Origin of the sequence: Sphingomonas pseudosanguinis, assembly GCF_052056765.1 — a bacterium.
Lineage (GTDB): Bacteria > Pseudomonadota > Alphaproteobacteria > Sphingomonadales > Sphingomonadaceae > Sphingomonas > Sphingomonas pseudosanguinis.
In genome coordinates this window covers 462,377-478,947 of sequence record NZ_CP189888.1, presented here as the reverse complement: position 1 = coordinate 478,947, position 16,571 = coordinate 462,377, and the positions used below count along the sequence as shown (strand labels likewise).

Annotated in this window: 15 protein-coding genes; 7 read left to right on the top strand and 8 right to left on the bottom strand. The window is 67.4% G+C overall.

The genetic code is table 11. The annotated features are described in order from the left end of the window. Window positions 1-25 precede the first annotated feature (25 nt). Both hemF and ACQHGV_RS02170 read left to right on the top strand, forming a co-directional pair. The gene (hemF, locus tag ACQHGV_RS02175) at window positions 26-886 is read left to right on the top strand and encodes an oxygen-dependent coproporphyrinogen oxidase (protein ID WP_440979262.1); all 861 of its coding nucleotides are present in this window, start codon (window positions 26-28) and stop codon (window positions 884-886) included. Between the two features lie 4 nt (window positions 887-890). Beyond that, complete coding sequence (locus ACQHGV_RS02170; RefSeq protein WP_440979261.1) at window positions 891-1,484, top strand: GNAT family N-acetyltransferase; 594 nt, start codon at window positions 891-893, stop codon at window positions 1,482-1,484. Here the strand turns inward: ACQHGV_RS02170 and ACQHGV_RS02165 are convergent. Together ACQHGV_RS02165 and ACQHGV_RS02160 are read right to left on the bottom strand one after the other, a co-directional pair. After that, window positions 1,454-2,215, bottom strand: a complete 762-nt coding sequence (locus tag ACQHGV_RS02165) for a hypothetical protein (RefSeq protein ID WP_440979260.1) — start codon at window positions 2,213-2,215, stop codon at window positions 1,454-1,456. The two genes, ACQHGV_RS02170 and ACQHGV_RS02165, sit on opposite strands and share 31 nt — an antisense overlap. Beyond that, on the bottom strand, window positions 2,215-3,084 hold the full coding sequence (locus ACQHGV_RS02160; protein WP_440979259.1) for a hypothetical protein: 870 nt from the start codon (window positions 3,082-3,084) through the stop codon (window positions 2,215-2,217). The genes ACQHGV_RS02165 and ACQHGV_RS02160 overlap by 1 nt, the downstream gene beginning before the upstream one ends. Before the next feature lie 164 nt (window positions 3,085-3,248). On the opposite strand from ACQHGV_RS02160, the gene lipB reads away from it, so the two are divergent. From lipB to ACQHGV_RS02140, 4 genes are all read left to right on the top strand, one after another. After that, on the top strand, window positions 3,249-3,920 hold the full coding sequence (gene lipB, locus ACQHGV_RS02155; protein ID WP_440979258.1) for a lipoyl(octanoyl) transferase LipB: 672 nt from the start codon (window positions 3,249-3,251) through the stop codon (window positions 3,918-3,920). Window positions 3,921-4,011: 91 nt separating this feature from the next. After that, complete coding sequence (locus ACQHGV_RS02150) at window positions 4,012-4,281, top strand: hypothetical protein (protein ID WP_183952354.1); 270 nt, start codon at window positions 4,012-4,014, stop codon at window positions 4,279-4,281. Window positions 4,282-4,565: 284 nt separating this feature from the next. Further along, window positions 4,566-5,285 (top strand): hypothetical protein, encoded by a 720-nt coding sequence (locus tag ACQHGV_RS02145; protein ID WP_183952355.1) that lies wholly within the window; start codon window positions 4,566-4,568, stop codon window positions 5,283-5,285. A 199-nt stretch (window positions 5,286-5,484) separates the two neighbouring features. Then, on the top strand, window positions 5,485-7,347 hold the full coding sequence (locus tag ACQHGV_RS02140) for an ABC-F family ATP-binding cassette domain-containing protein (protein WP_183952356.1): 1,863 nt from the start codon (window positions 5,485-5,487) through the stop codon (window positions 7,345-7,347). 291 nt (window positions 7,348-7,638) lie between these two features. On the opposite strand, the gene ACQHGV_RS02135 is transcribed toward ACQHGV_RS02140, so the two are convergent. Continuing rightward, window positions 7,639-7,917 (bottom strand): DUF3297 family protein, encoded by a 279-nt coding sequence (locus ACQHGV_RS02135; RefSeq protein WP_183952357.1) that lies wholly within the window; start codon window positions 7,915-7,917, stop codon window positions 7,639-7,641. A 93-nt stretch (window positions 7,918-8,010) separates the two neighbouring features. Next, entirely contained in the window at window positions 8,011-8,382 is a 372-nt protein-coding gene (locus ACQHGV_RS02130; RefSeq protein ID WP_440979257.1) for a hypothetical protein, read from the bottom strand. Between the two features lie 149 nt (window positions 8,383-8,531). Here ACQHGV_RS02130 and ACQHGV_RS02125 point away from each other — a divergent pair, with 149 nt between their 5' ends. Then, the gene (locus ACQHGV_RS02125; RefSeq protein WP_440979256.1) at window positions 8,532-8,933 is read left to right on the top strand and encodes an EVE domain-containing protein; all 402 of its coding nucleotides are present in this window, start codon (window positions 8,532-8,534) and stop codon (window positions 8,931-8,933) included. On the opposite strand, the gene ACQHGV_RS02120 is transcribed toward ACQHGV_RS02125, so the two are convergent. From ACQHGV_RS02120 to ACQHGV_RS02105, 4 genes are all read right to left on the bottom strand, one after another. Then, window positions 8,930-9,748 (bottom strand): shikimate 5-dehydrogenase, encoded by an 819-nt coding sequence (locus ACQHGV_RS02120; protein WP_440979255.1) that lies wholly within the window; start codon window positions 9,746-9,748, stop codon window positions 8,930-8,932. The two genes, ACQHGV_RS02125 and ACQHGV_RS02120, sit on opposite strands and share 4 nt — an antisense overlap. Window positions 9,749-9,907: 159 nt before the next feature. Next, window positions 9,908-10,984, bottom strand: coding sequence for a sialidase family protein (locus ACQHGV_RS02115; protein WP_440979254.1), 1,077 nt, complete (start codon window positions 10,982-10,984; stop codon window positions 9,908-9,910). A 436-nt stretch (window positions 10,985-11,420) separates the two neighbouring features. Then, a complete protein-coding gene (typA, locus tag ACQHGV_RS02110; protein ID WP_440979253.1) occupies window positions 11,421-13,262 on the bottom strand; it encodes a translational GTPase TypA in 1,842 nt (613 codons plus the stop codon). Window positions 13,263-13,519: 257 nt separating this feature from the next. Then, on the bottom strand, window positions 13,520-16,480 hold the full coding sequence (locus ACQHGV_RS02105) for a M16 family metallopeptidase (RefSeq protein WP_440979252.1): 2,961 nt from the start codon (window positions 16,478-16,480) through the stop codon (window positions 13,520-13,522). Window positions 16,481-16,571 lie beyond the last annotated feature (91 nt).

Below are 16,571 nucleotides of genomic sequence, written 5' to 3'. Positions count from 1 at the left end.
CGCCCCGGCTCAGGAACCGGGCATCATGACCAGCCGTACCCCCGACATCGCGCTCGACGCCGAGCAGGATTCCGCCCGCCTCTGGTTCGAAGCCTTACGCGACCGGATTTGCGCCGCGTTCGAGGCGATCGAGCGCGAGGCGGGGTCGGACGCCGCGTTCCAATACACCGCCTGGGACCGCACCGACCCCAGCGGCGAGGCCGGCGGCGGCGGCGTGCGCGGCGTGATGAAGGGCCGGGTCTTCGAAAAGGTCGGCGTCAACGTCTCGACCGTCGGCGGCACGTTCGAGGGGCCGTTCGCCCAGACCATCCATGGTGCGGGCGACGATCCGCGCTTCGTCGCGACCGGCATCAGCCTGGTGGCGCATATGGCCAACCCGCATGTGCCGGCGGTGCACATGAACACCCGCTTCCTGACCACGACCAAACGCTGGTTCGGCGGCGGCGCGGACCTCAATCCGCCGCTGCCCATCGAAGAGGACACCGCCGACTTCCACGCTCGCCTGCGGGCGACGTGCGATGCGCATGATCCGGAGCATTATCCGCGCTTCAAGGCATGGGCCGACGACTATTTCTACATCCCCCACCGCCAGGTGCATCGCGGCGTCGGCGGCATCTTCTATGATCATCTCGAAGGCGATTTCGACGCCAATTTCGCCTTCACCCGCGATGTCGGCGAGGCGTTTCTCGACATCTTCCCGCGCATCGTCCGGCGGCGCATGGGCCTGCCCTTTACCGAGGCCGATCGGGCGCAGATGCTGGCGTGGCGTGGGCGCTATGCCGAGTTCAACCTGGTCTATGATCGCGGCACGCTGTTCGGGTTGAAGACCGGGGGCAATATCGATGCGATCCTGATGAGCCTGCCGCCGCTCGCCACCTGGGAGTAAGCCGGTGGCGCTGATCCCCGTCGAGTCCACCGAGATCGCCACCATCGTCACCACGCTGGAGATGCGCGAACGGCCCCGGCCACGGCCGATGCCGCCCTCGCCCTTGTCGCTGGTCGCCTGGAAGACGCACGATCTGGCCAAATATCGCGCGCTGTTCCAGCGGGTGGGCGCACCCTGGCTGTGGTTTTCGCGGCTGGTGATGGAAGATGCGACGCTGGCGGCGATCGTCCATGATCCGGCCGTCGCGGTGTTCGCGGTGGTCGACCGCGCCGGGATCGAGGTCGGCATGCTCGAACTCGACCATCGCCAGTCGGGTCAGTGCGAGATCGGCTATTTCGGGCTGATCCCCGAGCTGGCCGGGCGGGGCCATGGCCAATGGCTGATGGCGCAGGCGCTGATGCGCGCCTGGACCGCGCAGGTCGAGCGGGTGTGGGTGCATACCTGCACGCTGGACCACCCGGCCGCACTCGGTTTCTATCGCAAGCAGGGCTTCGTGCCGGTGTCGCGCGCGATCGAGACCTTTCCCGATCCCCGCGACCTGGGCGTGCTGCCCGAGGATGTCGCGCCTCAGATCCCCCGGCTGGCCAACCGGCGATAGGCCGCGACCGCGATCAACACCTGCGCCAGCCCGGCGGCCATGCCGGCGGCGGCCGCCCCGCCCTGCACCAGCGCCATCGCGACGGGATTGCCGCCGCTCGCCTCGATCCGATCGCCCAGCAACAGGAAGGGCTGCGCCGCGATCATCCCGCCCAGATAGGTGCAGCCCGCCAGCGCCGCCATCGACAGGCCCGTGCCGCGCGTCAGCACCACCGACCGCGCGATCGCCGCCAGCGCGGGCATCCGCCGCTCGGCGAACAGTACCGGGCCGACCAGCATCAGCCGGCCCGCGACATACAGCCCCGGCAGGATATAGAGCAGCATGCCCACTCCCGTGGGCAGCGCGACCAGGATCATCGCCAGCAGGAAGCGCGGCGCGACCCGCAGGCCCAGTCTCAGCGCCTGCCCGACGCTGAACCGCCCCCCGCTCAGGACCAGGGCGAACAGCGCCGCCGATCCGATCATGCCGATCGCATAGGCGGCGAAGTACAAGCCGCCATAATGGCCCGCCCAGGTGCCGACCGAATCGAACCACGCCATGGCGCGCGCGGTCGCTTCGCCCTGCCCCCCGCCCGGCGCGGGTTCGGCGGGCAGCGGCGGATCGGGCACCAGCAGGCCCACCGCCAGCGGCGGCCAGAACAGGAAGGGCGCCGCCAGGCGGATCAACAGATCGCGGTCCCGGCGGAACAGGCTCCACGCGTCCCGCAAGGTCGCAACGATAGGCAATGGCATCAGATCAGCGGCGAACCGTCCTCGGGGTGATGCGGCGCGGCCACCGGAACGCCGGCGGTCGCGACATAGAGCCGCGCGATGAACACATAGGCCATGGTCATGAAGCCGGCGGTCACGATCGATCCGACCAGACCGGTCAGCGCGAGCACCCAGGTGATCCGATCGGCCCCCAGGATCAGGCGGAAGATCAGGCCGGCCACGCCTTGCACCGCCGCCGCCGCGACGAAGAAGACGATGCTGAACAGGATGGTGATGCCGATCAGCCGCCAGGTCATGCCCCTGGTCAGCGCGATCGAGCGGCAAATGGCCCCCAGCCCGCGCCGTTCGTTGAGCACCACCGCATAGGTCAGCATCAACCGCGCCATCAGCCAGAAGCCTAGCACCACCAGGGTCAGCGCATACAGGCCGATGAACAAGGCGGCGCCGGAGGGTAGCGGCGGCATCAGCGCGGGATTGCCCTGCGCCGCCACCGCCCGGGTGAAGTCGAAGCCCGACAGGCCCAGCACGACGAGCGGCACGAACACCACCAGCGCGATGATCAGGCCCATCGCGAACGCTACGCCCAGCAGCGGCAGCAGGCGTCGGACGCCGGCGCGCGATGCGTCGGCCGAGGTCGTCGCCGGATGCGTCGCCAGCGCCATGATGGCCAGCTGCGCCCAGATGCCCAGCACGATCGCGATCAGCCCGACGAGCACGCCCGTCGCGCTCGCGCTGGCGGACATCTGCGCCATGCTGGTCTGAGGAACCAGCAGGACCTGCAACATCGCAGGAAGGACGAAACCGATCGCGGCAAAAGGCACGAGCATGCTTGCCCTGCCCGCCAGCACCTGTTGGGTGCTGTCCCATACCGATCCGATTCTGACGGTCATCCTTGGCCTCCCTGCCGCTTATGGCCACGACGGCGTGACCATCCCCTGTCCTGTGTCGTCGCCTTGCCTAGCCGATCCCCCCGCGCAACGCCATCACCGCCCCGGGCGACGAACCGGGCCGCCCGCTTGCATCGCCGCCGCCCGAAGCGCAGATAGCGGGCATCGTGACCCAGCCCCCCGACATGCCCGATATCGAATGGCGCATCAGCGCCGGCCAGACCCCCTATGATCAGGCGCTTGCCGAGATGGAGGCGCGCGCCGCCGCCGTGGCGGCGGGCGAGGTGCGCGAGCTGGTCTGGCTGCTCGAACATCCGCCGGTCTATACGGCGGGGACCAGCGCCGATCCGGTCGAGCTGGTCGATCCGCGCTTTCCCGTGTTCCAGACCGGGCGCGGCGGCAAATACACCTATCACGGCCCCGGCCAGCGCACCGGCTATCTGGTGCTGGACCTAAGCAAGCGCGGGCGCGACGTGCGCCATTTCGTCCACAGCCTGGAGGCGTGGCTGATCGCCGCGCTCGCCCGGCTGGGCGTCCATGCGTTCCAGGCGGACGGGCGCGTCGGCATCTGGACGCGCGATGGCGGACCGGAGGCCAAGATCGGCGCGATCGGCGTGCGCGTGCGCCGCTGGGTGACGCTTCATGGCTTTGCGATCAACGTCGCGCCCGACCTGTCCCATTTCGGTGGGATCGTCCCGTGCGGCCTGCCCGAATTCCCGGTCACCAGCCTTTTTGCGTTAAACGGCGTCAAGTCCTTGGAAACCTTTGACGAGGCGCTGGCGTTCACCTTTCCGGCCTTTCTCGACAGCCTCCATCCGGTCGGACAAAACGAGGCTTGAGGACCGGGCGGTATCCGATTAATGTCCACCCCGATTTGGGTATTAAGGGCCAGCAAGCCGTTCCAAATCCTAAATATCAAGGGAGCTTCCAATGCGTGCAATCATCTCCAAGGTCCTGATGGGCTCGGTCATCGCCGGCGCGGCGCTCGCGGTTTCGGCTTGCGGCTCGAAGACCGAGAACACCACCGACGCGAACATGGTCACCGACATGAACGCCACCGAAGGCATGGACACCACCACCGACAACATGACCGCCGTCGACGGCACCATGAACGGTGGCATGATGGCCAACGACACCATGGGCAACGACATGATGATGTCGAACGACACCATGATGACCAACATGTCGAACGCCATGTAATCATCGTCGGGGTCATTCCCACGATGAAGGGGCCGTCCGGGCGACCGGGCGGCCCCTTTTTCTTGCGGCGCGGCCGGCCATGATCATCACCCAAGGGGGTCCTGATCCTGCGGCATCGGCCGATCCCTCCACCTCTTGCAAACGTCCTGATCTCGTTACTTTTCGAGAACGATGGGGCATGCGGAGATTGTAAAATCGGTGACGATTTTCATTGGGTCGCACCCCGAAAAGCGTTATGTTTCGGGACGCTTTTCGAAGCCCTACGGGGGAAGGATCACATAGAGATGAAGGTGGTGCGTACCGCGCTGGCGGCCGGCGTGGCGTTTTGGGGGATGGGTGCCGCCGCACCCGCATCGGCGCAATTCTTCCTGCAGCCCTATAACTTCCAGGGAAAGCCCGTTCGCGGCGACGAACCCGGCATCGGTCAGCCCCTGCCGGGCGCGACGCCGGCGGAGCTGCGCGCGGGCGTTCTGTGGAACATGCGCTCGGCGCTGAACGTCGCGGCGCTGCAATGCCAGTTCGAACCCATGCTGTCCTCGGTGGTGAACTATAACGCCATCCTGAAGGACCATGATTCCGAGCTGAAGGGCGCGTTCGACACGCTGGGCGCCTATTTCAAGCGGACCAGCAAGACGCCGCGCGAGGGCCAGATGGCGCTCGACCAATATGGCACGCGCACCTATTCCAGCTTCTCGTCGGTCGCGGGCCAGCTCGGCTTCTGCACGACGGCGGGTTCGATCGCGCATCAGGCGGTCTTCACCCCGCGCGGCCATCTGGGCGAGCTGGCGGTCGACCGGATGCAGGAACTGCGCAACAGCCTGGTCCCCTATGGCGAGCAGCGTTTCCCGCGCTATGTCGGCCGCGAACAGCGGTTCAACGTGACGATGCCGCGCCTGGATGCGCTGTGCTGGAACAAGAAGGCCGAGTGGGTGCCCAAGAAGTGTGGCGCGCAGAACTGGCCGCCCGCCGGAACCGCCGCCGCGACCAGCATCGCGGCACGCTGAACGCCAATCCTCCCCAAGCTGTGCTTGGGGAGGGGGACCGCCGCGAAGCGGTGGTGGAGGGGCAGGAACGTCGGCGGGGGCATGAACCGCAGCGGCCGTGACACCCCTCCGTCAGGCCTGATGGCCTGCCACCTCCCCTTGCAGGGGAGGAAAATCCAGCCCCTCCCCTTTTCGCGCGGAATTTGCTAGGCGCGCCCCCATGCTCAATCTGAATGGCATCACCGTGCGCCTGGGCGGCCGCACGATCCTCGACGGCGCATCCGCCGCACTCCCCCCCGGCAGCCGGGTCGGCCTGATCGGCCGCAACGGCGCGGGCAAGTCCACGCTCGTCCGCGTGATCGCGGGCCAGCTGGAGGCCGATGACGGCGCGTGCGAGATGCCCAAGGGCGCCAAGCTCGGCTATATCGCGCAGGAAGCCCCCGACGGCACCGCCACCCCGTTCGAGACGGTGCTGGCCGCCGATATCGAGCGCGCCGAACTGATGGAGCGCAGCGAGACCGAGAGCGATCCGGAAAAGCTGGGCGACATCTACGAGCGCCTCATCGCGATCGACGCCTATACCGCGCCCGCACGTGCCTCCAGCATCCTGCAAGGCCTAGGCTTCGACGAAGCGATGCAGGCCCGGCCGCTGTCCAGCTATTCGGGCGGCTGGAAGATGCGCGTGGCGCTCGCCGCCCTCCTGTTCTCCGCGCCCGACGTGCTGCTGCTCGACGAACCGTCGAACCACCTCGATCTCGAAGCGGTGATGTGGCTGGAGGATTTCCTCAAATCCTACCGCGCGACGATCCTGCTGGTCAGCCACGAGCGCGACTTCCTGAACAATGTCGTCGACCATATCCTGCACCTTCAGGGCGGCAAGGTGACGCTCTATCCGGGCGGCTACGATTCGTTCGAGCGCCAGCGCGCCGAGCGCATGGCGCAGCTCGCCGCCGCCAAGGCGAATCAGGACGCGCAGCGCGCCAAGCTGCAGGACTATATCGCGCGCAACTCGGCCCGCGCCTCGACCGCCAAGCAGGCGCAGAGCCGCGCCAAGATGCTGTCCAAGATGCAGCCGATCGCCGAGATGGCGAACGATCCGTCGCTGTCCTTCGACTTCCCCGATCCCGATCAGTTGCGCCCGCCGCTCATCACGCTGGACTTGGCGAGCGTGGGCTATGCCGAGACGCCGATCCTCAAGCGGCTGAACCTGCGCATCGACCCGGACGACCGGATCGCGCTGTTGGGCCGCAACGGCAACGGCAAGACGACGCTTGCCCGCCTGCTCGCCGCGCAGCTGACGCCGATGGAAGGCGACATGAATTCGTCGGGCAAGATGCGGGTCGGCTACTTCACCCAATATCAGGTCGAGGAACTCGACACCGACGACACGCCGCTCGAGCATATGACGCGCATCATGCGCGGCGCGACCCCGGCCGCCGTGCGCGCGCAGCTGGGCCGGTTCGGCTTTTCGGGTGACAAGGCGACGACCAAGGTCGGCAAGCTGTCGGGCGGCGAACGCGCGCGCCTCGCGCTGGCGCTGATCACTCGCGACGCGCCGCACATGCTGATCCTCGACGAGCCGACCAACCACTTGGACGTCGACGCGCGCGAGGCGCTGGTCCAGGCGCTCAATATGTACAAGGGCACGGTCGTTCTGGTCAGCCATGATCGCCACATGCTGGAGATGACGGCGGATCGCCTCGTGCTGGTCGACAATGGCACGGCGAAGGAATTCGACGGGTCGCTCGACGATTATATCGCCTTCGTCCTGAAGGGCGATGCGGGCCAGGGCGACGCCGCGTCCAAGGCGGACCGCGCGGCGAGCAAAAAGGCCTCGGCCGAACAGCGCGAGCGCTTCAACGCGATGAAGAAGACGCTGCGCGGTATCGAGGACGAAATGGCCAAGCTGACCCGCGAACGCGACGCGCTGGACAAGGCGATGAACGATCCCGCTGCGGCCGAACCGCGCCATGCCAAGCTGTCGATGGGCGAACTCAACAAGCGCCGCGCCGAAGTGGTCGACAAGCTGGCCGAGGCGGAAACGCGCTGGATGGAAGCCGGCGAGGCGATGGAGGCGGCGTAAGCCCGTTCCTCCCCTGCAAGGGGAGGAATGATTGGCGAACCCTTGAGCCAACCGTTCGCATTGCGCGAAGTCGAACTGCGGTGAGGGATTCCCTTGGGCTTCGACTTCGCTCAGCCTGAACGGAGGTTTGGGGGCAGGTGGCCTATAAAGCAGGCTGTTCCCCGGCGAAGGCCGGGGTCCAATTGTCGGGCGCTTTCGAGGGGGCGAGGCTGTCGCCTCCCACGCACCGGATTGCGCGCCATAGCGTTCGCAGAAACTGGACCCCGGCCTTCGCCGGGGTACGCCAGGCAATTACGCTTCGGCTTCGTCCGAACCCTCTTCCGCACCATCGGCGGGGTTCTCGATCCACGCCTCGACTTCACCGTTCAGCTTCAGGGTCAGCGGGCGGCCGTGACGGTCGACCTTCTTGCCCAGCGCGACGCGAATCCAGCCTTCGGAAATGCAGTATTCCTCGACGTCGCGGCGCTCATTGCCCTTGAAGCGGATGCCCACGCCCCGCGAGAGCAGGTCCTGGTCGAAATAGGGGCTGTCCGGGTTGGTGGACAGGCGATCGGGAACGGTATCGGTCATGCTCCGCGCCTTACCGCCGATCCCGGCACCCTGCCAAGCAGGGCACCTAAGAAAAAAGCGGCGCCGGGATCGCTCCCGACGCCGCCATGGGCCTTAGTTACAGACCTGGACCGGCACGTTGCGGCCCCAATAGGGGTCCCAGCGCCAGTCGTTCCAGCAGCGCGGCTGATAGCTGCGATACTGATAGGTGACCGCCGGCGGCGCGTAATAGGGATCATAGCCGCGGTCGTAATAATAGCCGCGATCATAATAGCGCTGGCGGTTGTTGCTGCTCGCGATCGCCGCGCCGACACCCAGGCCCAGGATACCGCCCAGCACCGCGCCGGCGACCGCGTCACCGCCACGATCGCGGTGATAATAGCCGCCACCCCAGCCGCCACGGCCCCAACGCTGTGCCTCGGCCGGTGCCGCAGCGGTCAGTGCGGTCGCACCCAGCGCCAGGCCCAGCCCCAACTTCTTGAACATCCCGTTCATTTCGAACCTCCAATACTGATACGCCCGGTCCGCTGTTCGCAAAAACGCGCATTGTGCGTCCGTGTTGCCTTTCCTGCCACGACGGGGCTGAATGGCGTTGGAATGCCGCGTTTAGTCGCGGTTCAGGAGGAGAGCGGACCATGGCCTATTGGCTGCTGAAATCGGAGGCCGACAGCTATGGCTGGGACGATCTGGTCCGTGACGGCGCGACCGAATGGGACGGCGTGCGCAACGCCGCCGCCGCCAAGCATCTGCGCGCGATGCAGCGGGGCGACTCGGCGCTTTTCTATCATAGCGGCACGGACAAGGCGGCGGTCGGCATCGCGACGATCACCCGCACCGCCCAGGCCGATGGCGACGACGGCCGCTGGGTTTCGGTCGCGATCGCACCCGACCGGCCGCTCCCCCGCCCCGTCACGCTGGCGGCGATGAAGGCCGAGGCGCGGCTCGCCAACCTGCCGATGCTGCGCCAGTCGCGGCTGTCGGTATCGCCGGTGGGGGATGGGGAATGGGCGGTCCTGATGGCGATGGCGGGGTTTTAGCCCAGGCTATAGGCGTAGGCCGCCGCCTCGCGAACCTGCTCCGGCGTGGGCCGTACGCCGGTATAGAGGACGAACTGCTCCAGCGCCTGGATCGTCGCCACCTCGGTGCCGGTGATGATCCGCTTGCCCAACGCTTCCGCCGTTTTCAGGAAGCGCGTTTCGGGCGGATATTGCACCACGTCGAACGCGATCTCGGCCTCGGCGATCATTGCCTCCGGAAAGGGCGACTGATTCGCATTGCCGCCGGTCATGCCGATCGGCGTGACGTTGATGAGCAGCGGCGCGCCCGCTTCCGGCTCGGCGGTCCAGTCGAAACCGTAAAGCGCGGCCAGACCCTGCCCCGCCGCCGCGTTGCGCGCGACGATGGTGCCGTTGGTGAAGCCGGAGTCGCGCAAGGCCGCCGCCACCGCCTTGGCCATGCCGCCCGACCCGCGCAGCACGAAGCGCGTGGCCGGGTCGATTCGCGCGATCAGCTCGATCACGGCGGCATAATCGGTGTTGTAACCGGTCAGCCGCCCGTCATCGTTGACGATGGTGTTGACGCTGTCGATCGCCGCCGCCGACCCCGCCAGCCCGTCGAGCATCGGGATCACCGCTTCCTTGAACGGCATCGAGATCGCGCAGCCCCGGATATTCAGCGCCCGGATACCGCCGACCGCACCGGCCAGATCGGTGGTGCTGAAGGACTTGTAGACATAGTCGAGCCCGGTCAGCTCATAGAGCCGGTTGTGAAAGCGCGAACCGAAATTGCCGGGCCGCGCCGACAGCGACATGCACAACCGCGTATCGCGGCCAATGGGGGGCTTGGTGATCATGGGCGTGGTGTAGCGATACGGGCCTGTGGGTGCACCCCCCTGGGCGGGATTCCCTTGGCCTTCGACTTCGCTCAGGCTGAACGGGCCGAGAGGAGGGTGTCGTCCCCGTTCCTAACCTCCGTTCAGCCTGAGCGAAGTCGAAGGCCACGCCCCGCCCCCTCACCGCAAAAGGCGCGGATCGATCACCACATGCCGGATGCGCTGCCGGTTCCAGGTATAGGTCACATGCACCATCCCGTCGCGCGTCTGGATGACCGCCGGATAGGCATAGCCATCGGGCATCGGCCTGCTCTCCAGCGTCAGGACGTTGCGCCAGCGCACGCCGTCCTCCGACAGCCCGATATTCAGCGGCCAGCGCGGCCCGTCGCCCGGTGTCGCCGGCGCATGTCCGCTATGATTGTAGACGATCAGCTGCCGCCCATCGGCCAGCGTCACCGCATCGGTGCCGGCATTGGGATTGGGCAGGTCGATCGCCGCGATCGGCGACCAGGTGACGCCATTGTCCCGCGACCAGCTTTGTGCCAGCGCCCCCTGCCGCGTGCGCGCGACCAGTTCCAGCGCGCCGCCCGGATGGAACAGGATGCTGGGCTGGATCGCCTCGATATGCATCGGGCTGGCGATTCGCGGGCCGACCGTCCACGTCCCGCCCTTGTCGGCGCTACGCTCGATGCGCAGCGACCAGATATTGGCCTCGGCCGTCCCCTCCTCGCGACTGGAGGGGGAGAGCCAGGCGCCGTCGGCGGTGATAACCGGCTTGTTCTTGATCGGGCCGAGCACGCCGTCGGGTAGCCGCTCAGGCTTGCTCCAGAGCCGCCCGCCATCGCTCGAGCGGATCACCATCCCCCACCAGGCGCGCGGATTGGGGCCGACCTTGTAGAACAACTGCAGCGGCGCGCCCGGCGGCTGGAACAGCACCGGGTTCCAGGTCGGATAACGCTGCCCATCGGCGCTGACGCCGTCCGCCACCGGCGCCGGCTTTTCCCAGCCCCGGGCCCCATGCCGGGCGAACCAGATGCGGACATCGGGGCGGCTCTCCCCCGAACCGGCGAACCAGGCGGCGGCCAGCGTATCGTCGGGAAGCTGGACGATGGTCGAGGCATGCGCCTGCGGATAGGGGGCGTCGGCGTCGATGAATTCGGACAGCAGGATCTGCGAGCGTGTCATGGCGGCGGGCGCAGCGCTGTCTGGGGCCGACAGGGGCGCCAATGTCAGGGCCAGCCAGGCTGCGATCCTCATGCCGTCATATCCTTCCGAAGCCTAGACCGTGATGACGTCGCACTGAATCGACGCGAGCTCCTCCCCTTTAGGGAAGGGGTTGGGGTGGGGCGTCACGGCAAACTGCCGGCCAATGGAAGCACCCCACCCCCGGCCCCTCCCCTGAAGGGGAGGGGGAGTTCATCACATGTCATCCCGCCATAAGAGCCGGCGAATAGGCAAGATGAGCTAACAAGGAAATAGGGTTGAGCCGTGTTACCCTACACCTCCGTTAAGCCTGAGCGAAGTCGAAGGCCACGCTTACCCCTTCGTTCCGGGGCATTTGGCCAAGTGATTCCCTTGGCCTTCGACTTCGCTCAGGCTGAACGGGGGGTAGAGTGTGGGTCAGCGGCCACAAAGGGCATCACCCCACCCCAAAGGAAAAGGGCCGGACGTTTCCGTCCGGCCCTTCCCCTGATTACGCCGCCTTCGAGCGCGCCGCGCGCTTGCGCTCGTTCGGGTCGAGGTAGCGCTTGCGCAGACGGATCGACTTCGGGGTCACTTCGACCATCTCGTCGTCGTCGATATAGGCGATCGCCTGCTCCAGCGTCATCTTCTTCGGCGGGGTCAGGCGGATGGCGTCATCCTTGCCGCCCGACGCACGGAAGTTGGTCAGCTGCTTCGCCTTCATCGGGTTGACCTCAAGGTCATCCGTCTTGGCGTTCTCGCCGATGATCATGCCCTCATAGAGCGCCTCGCCGTGGCCGACGAACAGGATGCCGCGCTCTTCGAGTGGACCCAGCGCGTACCCTTGCGCTTCGCCGGCACCGTTCGAGATCAGAACGCCGTTCTTGCGGCCCTCGATCTTGCCCTTGTGCGGGCCGTAGCGCTCGAACAGGCGGTTCATGATGCCGGTGCCGCGCGTGTCCGACAGGAACTCGCCGTGGTAACCGATCATGCCGCGCGAGGGTGCGGAGAAGGTGATGCGGGTCTTGCCGCCGCCCGAGGGACGCATGTCGGTCATCTCGGCCTTGCGCAGGTTCATCTTCTCGACGACCGTGCCCGAATATTCCTCGTCCACGTCGATGATGACGGTTTCGTACGGCTCGGTCTTCTTGCCGTCCTCGTCCTCGCCGAACAGCACGCGCGGGCGGCTGATGCCCAGCTCGAAGCCTTCGCGGCGCATCGTCTCGATCAGAACGCCCAGCTGGAGTTCGCCGCGACCGGCAACCTCGAAGCTGTCGCGGTCATCGCTCTCGGTGACCTTCACCGCGACGTTCGATTCCGCTTCGCGCATCAGGCGGTCGCGGATCATGCGGCTGGTGACCTTCGAACCCTCACGGCCCGCCATCGGCGAGTCGTTGACGGCAAAGCGCATCGACAGCGTCGGCGGATCGATCGGCTGCGCCTTCAGCGGCACGCTGACCGAGGTGTCGGCGATGGTGTTCGCCACGGTCGCAACCGCCAGACCCGCCAGCGAGATGATGTCGCCCGCCTTGGCTTCCTCGACCGGCACACGGTCCAGGCCGCGGAACGACAGGATCTTCGACGCGCGGCCGGTTTCGATGACATTGCCATCGGCGTCGAGCGCGTGGATCGCCTGGTTCAGCTTGACCGTGCCCGAGTTGACGCGGCCGGTCAGGATACGACCGAGGAAGTTGTCGCGGTCGAGCAGCGTCACCAGGAAGGTGAAGGGCACGTCCTCGACCTCGACCTTGGGGGCGGGCACATGGTTCACGATCGTCTCGAACATCGGGATCAGCGTGCCTTCGCGCGCATCCATGTCGGTCGAGGCATAGCCGTTGCGGCCCGAGGCGTAGAGGACCGGGAAGTCCAGCTGCTCGTCATTCGCGTCGAGCGAGACGAACAGGTCGAACACTTCGTCCAGCACTTCCTGGATACGCGCGTCGGCGCGGTCGACCTTGTTGACGACGACGATGGGCTTCAGGCCCAGCGCCAGCGCCTTGCCGGTCACGAACTTCGTCTGCGGCATCGCGCCTTCCGACGAATCGACCAGGAGGACGACGCCGTCGACCATCGACAGGATGCGCTCCACCTCGCCGCCGAAGTCGGCGTGGCCGGGGGTGTCGACGATGTTAATGCGGATCGACTCGTCGCTGCCCGGCGGAGTCCAGTCGACCGAGGTCGGCTTGGCGAGAATGGTGATCCCGCGCTCCTTTTCCAGGTCGTTGGAGTCCATCGCGCGCTCTTCGACGCGCTGGTTGTCGCGGAAGGTGCCCGACTGGCGGAACAGCTGATCGACCAGGGTGGTTTTGCCATGGTCGACGTGCGCGATGATCGCCACGTTGCGGAGGCTCATGCAAATTTCTCTTGTTCGGAGGGTATGTCGCCGCGCGCCATAGCCGAAAGCGGGGCGAAACGAAAGGGCGGCGCGGATTTTGCGGCGCACAACGACGGTGGGTGGCGGAAACGGACGAGAAAGCACCGAGTTCCTCCCCGGTACGGGGAGGTGGCAGCCCGTCAGGGCTGACGGAGGGGGGCTTCCTCGCAGGACATTGCTTTACGGCACGCCCCCTCCACCAGCTTCGCTGGTCCCCCTCCCCGTACCGGGGAGGATCATTTGGCCCTGGGCACGACCTTCAACGTCCAGTCGGTGTCCGGCCGCAGGAAGCGCTGCGCCACCGCCTGGAGGTCGGCGGGACCGATCGAGACGAAATCCTCGGCCAGCCGCTTCGTCGCCTCGATCCGCTGCGGATCATAGGCCGCACCACCCAGTCGCTGCATCCAGAACTGGTTGCCCGACGACATGCGCAGCAGCCGCTGCGCCATCGGCCGCTTGATGCGTTGCAGTTCGTCGGTGTCGATCGGCTTGGCGGCGAGGTCGGCCGCGATCGAGCGCGCGGTGGCGAAGAACAGGTCGACCTTGTCGGGCGCGACATTGCCGATCGCGATCATGCGCCCGCCGCTGGGCAGGCCGATCGGCCACTGGCTGGCGACCTGCGGGCTGTAGCTCGCCCCGGCCTCGGAACGCAGCCGGTCGAACAGCCGATCGGCGAAGACCTGCGCCAGTACGTCGAGCCGGTTGCGGATGCGGTCATCGGCCGAACCGCCGCCGGTCGGCCAGGCGATCACCGCCGAGGCCTGGTCCGCCGGGCCGCTATGCGTGCGTTCGACCGGGCTGGCGACGTGGGCGGGGAAGCGGATCGGCGGCACCGGGCCGGCATCGGCCTTGCGCGCCGGAATCGCCCCCAGGCTGGCGGCGACCGCCTTGATCGCGTCATCGGCCTTCACATCGCCGAAGATCGAGACCTCGATCGGGCCGGAAGCGAGCAGCGGCGCCCATAGCGCCTTGAACGATTCCGGCGTCGTCGCCTCGACCACCGCGCGCGGCGGCGTGCCCCAGCGCGGATCGCCATCGCGCAACAACCGCTCCAGATCGCGGCCGAGCACACCGTCGGGCGAGGAATCGAAGCCCTCATAGCCGGCCAGCATCGCCGCCTTGGCCCGGTTGATCGGCGCCGCGTCCCAGCGCGGGGCGACCAGCTTGGCGGCGATCAGCTTGAGGTTGTCGGCATAATCGTCGGGCGAGCTGAGCGCGTTGAAGGCGAAGGCATCGTCGTCGATGTCGAAGTCCATGCCCATGCGCCGCCCGGCGGTCAGCCGGTCGAGATCGCCCTGGTCGAACTTGCCGATGCCCCCGGCGACCAGCGCCATGTCGGCCGCCCAGGCCGCGCTCTCGCGCCCGGCGGGCAAGGCGTCATAGCCGCGTCCGAACCGGACCCGCAGATAAACGCGGCCCGTCTCGCCGTCATTGGCCAGCAGCAACAGCCGCGCACCATTGGCGAAGACGATCTTTTCGACACCCAGTTCGGGGAAACGCTCGCGGCTGACGACCTTGCCCGGCGTGCCCAGCTTGGGCAGCTGCGCGAAGGTTATATTGCCCTGTCGCCGGCGATCCTCGGCGAGCGGACGGACATCGGCCTTCAGCGCGGCGGTCAGCTGCGCCACCGCATCGGGCTGCGGCGTGCGGGTGTTGACCAGCGCGCGGGTGGCGGTGCCCTGGAAGATCTTGCGGGTCGAGGCCAGCACCGTCTCCGGCGTGAACATCCTGGCCGCCACCGCCTGTTTCAGGATCTGATAGCTGGTGTCGGGCGCGGTCACCGTTTCACGAATGTCTAGCGCGCCGACCATGTCGTCGGCCTGCTTGGCACCGGCTTCGACGCGGGCGGTTTCGACCTGGGTGCGCATGATCGCGTCGTAATCGGCCAGTTCGCGGTCGATCTCGGCTTGCGTCGGCGGGGTCGCCATCGCGTCGGCGATGACCGCGCGCACATCCTTCAGCGCGGCCTCCCAATTGTCGCCGATCGGCACGACGTTGACCGTCGTCATATTGGCCGAGCGCGACACGTCGTCGAGCGAGACGGCGGCCTGCAGGAAGCTGCCCCCGGCGCGCGCGCGATTCTCCAGCCGCCGGCTGATCAGCCGCGCGGCGACCATGTCGACCATGCGCTTCTGGTTGAAGATCGCGGTGTCGCTTTGATATTGCCACGGCCGCAGCACCGCCATCGCGACCATCGGCGGCATCGACGGCTCGACCAGCGCGCCAACGGCGGGGGCATCGGCCTTGGGCTTGCCGAAATCGGGATCGGGCGGATTGGCGCCGACGCCCTTCCAGTCGCCGAAATTCTTGGCGACCAGCTTCGCCAACAATAACGGGTCGAGGTCGCCCGAGATGATGACCACGGCGCGTTCGGGGCGATACCAGCGATCGTGGAAGGCGCGAACGCTCTCGGGAGTCGCGGCCTCCAGCGTGGCGAGCTGGCCGATCGGCGAGCGCTCCGCGAGCGGCTGGCCGGCGAAGAAGGTCTCGCGCACCTTGTCCGAATAGCGGACCTGCGGCCCCGGCTGCTCGCGCCGCTCGGCCAGCACGACCGGACGCTCGGCATTCAGCGCCTGCGCGGTCAGCGCGGGGGCGGCCATCATGCCGGCCAGGATCTTCAGGCTTTCGTCGAGTCCGCCCTCGGTCGCGCCGGGCAGGTCGAGCTGATAGACGGTCTGGGTCGGCGTGGTCGAGGCGTTGGAGTCCGACCCGAAGGTTGCGCCCAGCCGCTGCCAGATGCGCTTGGCCTCGCCGTCGGGCACATATTGTGATCCGCGGAACGACAGATGCTCGATCAGATGGGCAAAACCGCGCTCCGTATCGCGCTCGTTGAGCGAACCCGCATCGATCCGCACGCGGACCGCCACCTGCCCCGGCGGCACGCCGTTGCGACGCACGGCATAGCGCAGGCCGTTGGGCAGCGTGCCGAACTTCCACGCCTTGTCCTGCGGCAGGTCCGAATCGCGGTAGAGCCAGGCCGACTGGTCGACGCCTGGAATGGGCGGCAGCGGCGCCAGCGGATCGCGCGCGCCCTCCGGCTTGGGCGCGGGGGCCACGGTCGCGGGGACGGGCATCCCCTGCGGCACCGAACGGGTGTCGGTCGGCGACGACTGGGGAGCCTGGCCGATGACGGGAAGCGCCAGTCCGAGAAGGACCGGCAGGGCAAGAACACGCATCACGCGGGACGAAAACGCCATGCCCCCTCTTATCGCGCCCGGCCCCGGACCGCCAGCCGCGCATCGTCGCCGCCCCATAATCGCCATGGTCGGGCCATGCGAAGCCGGTCCC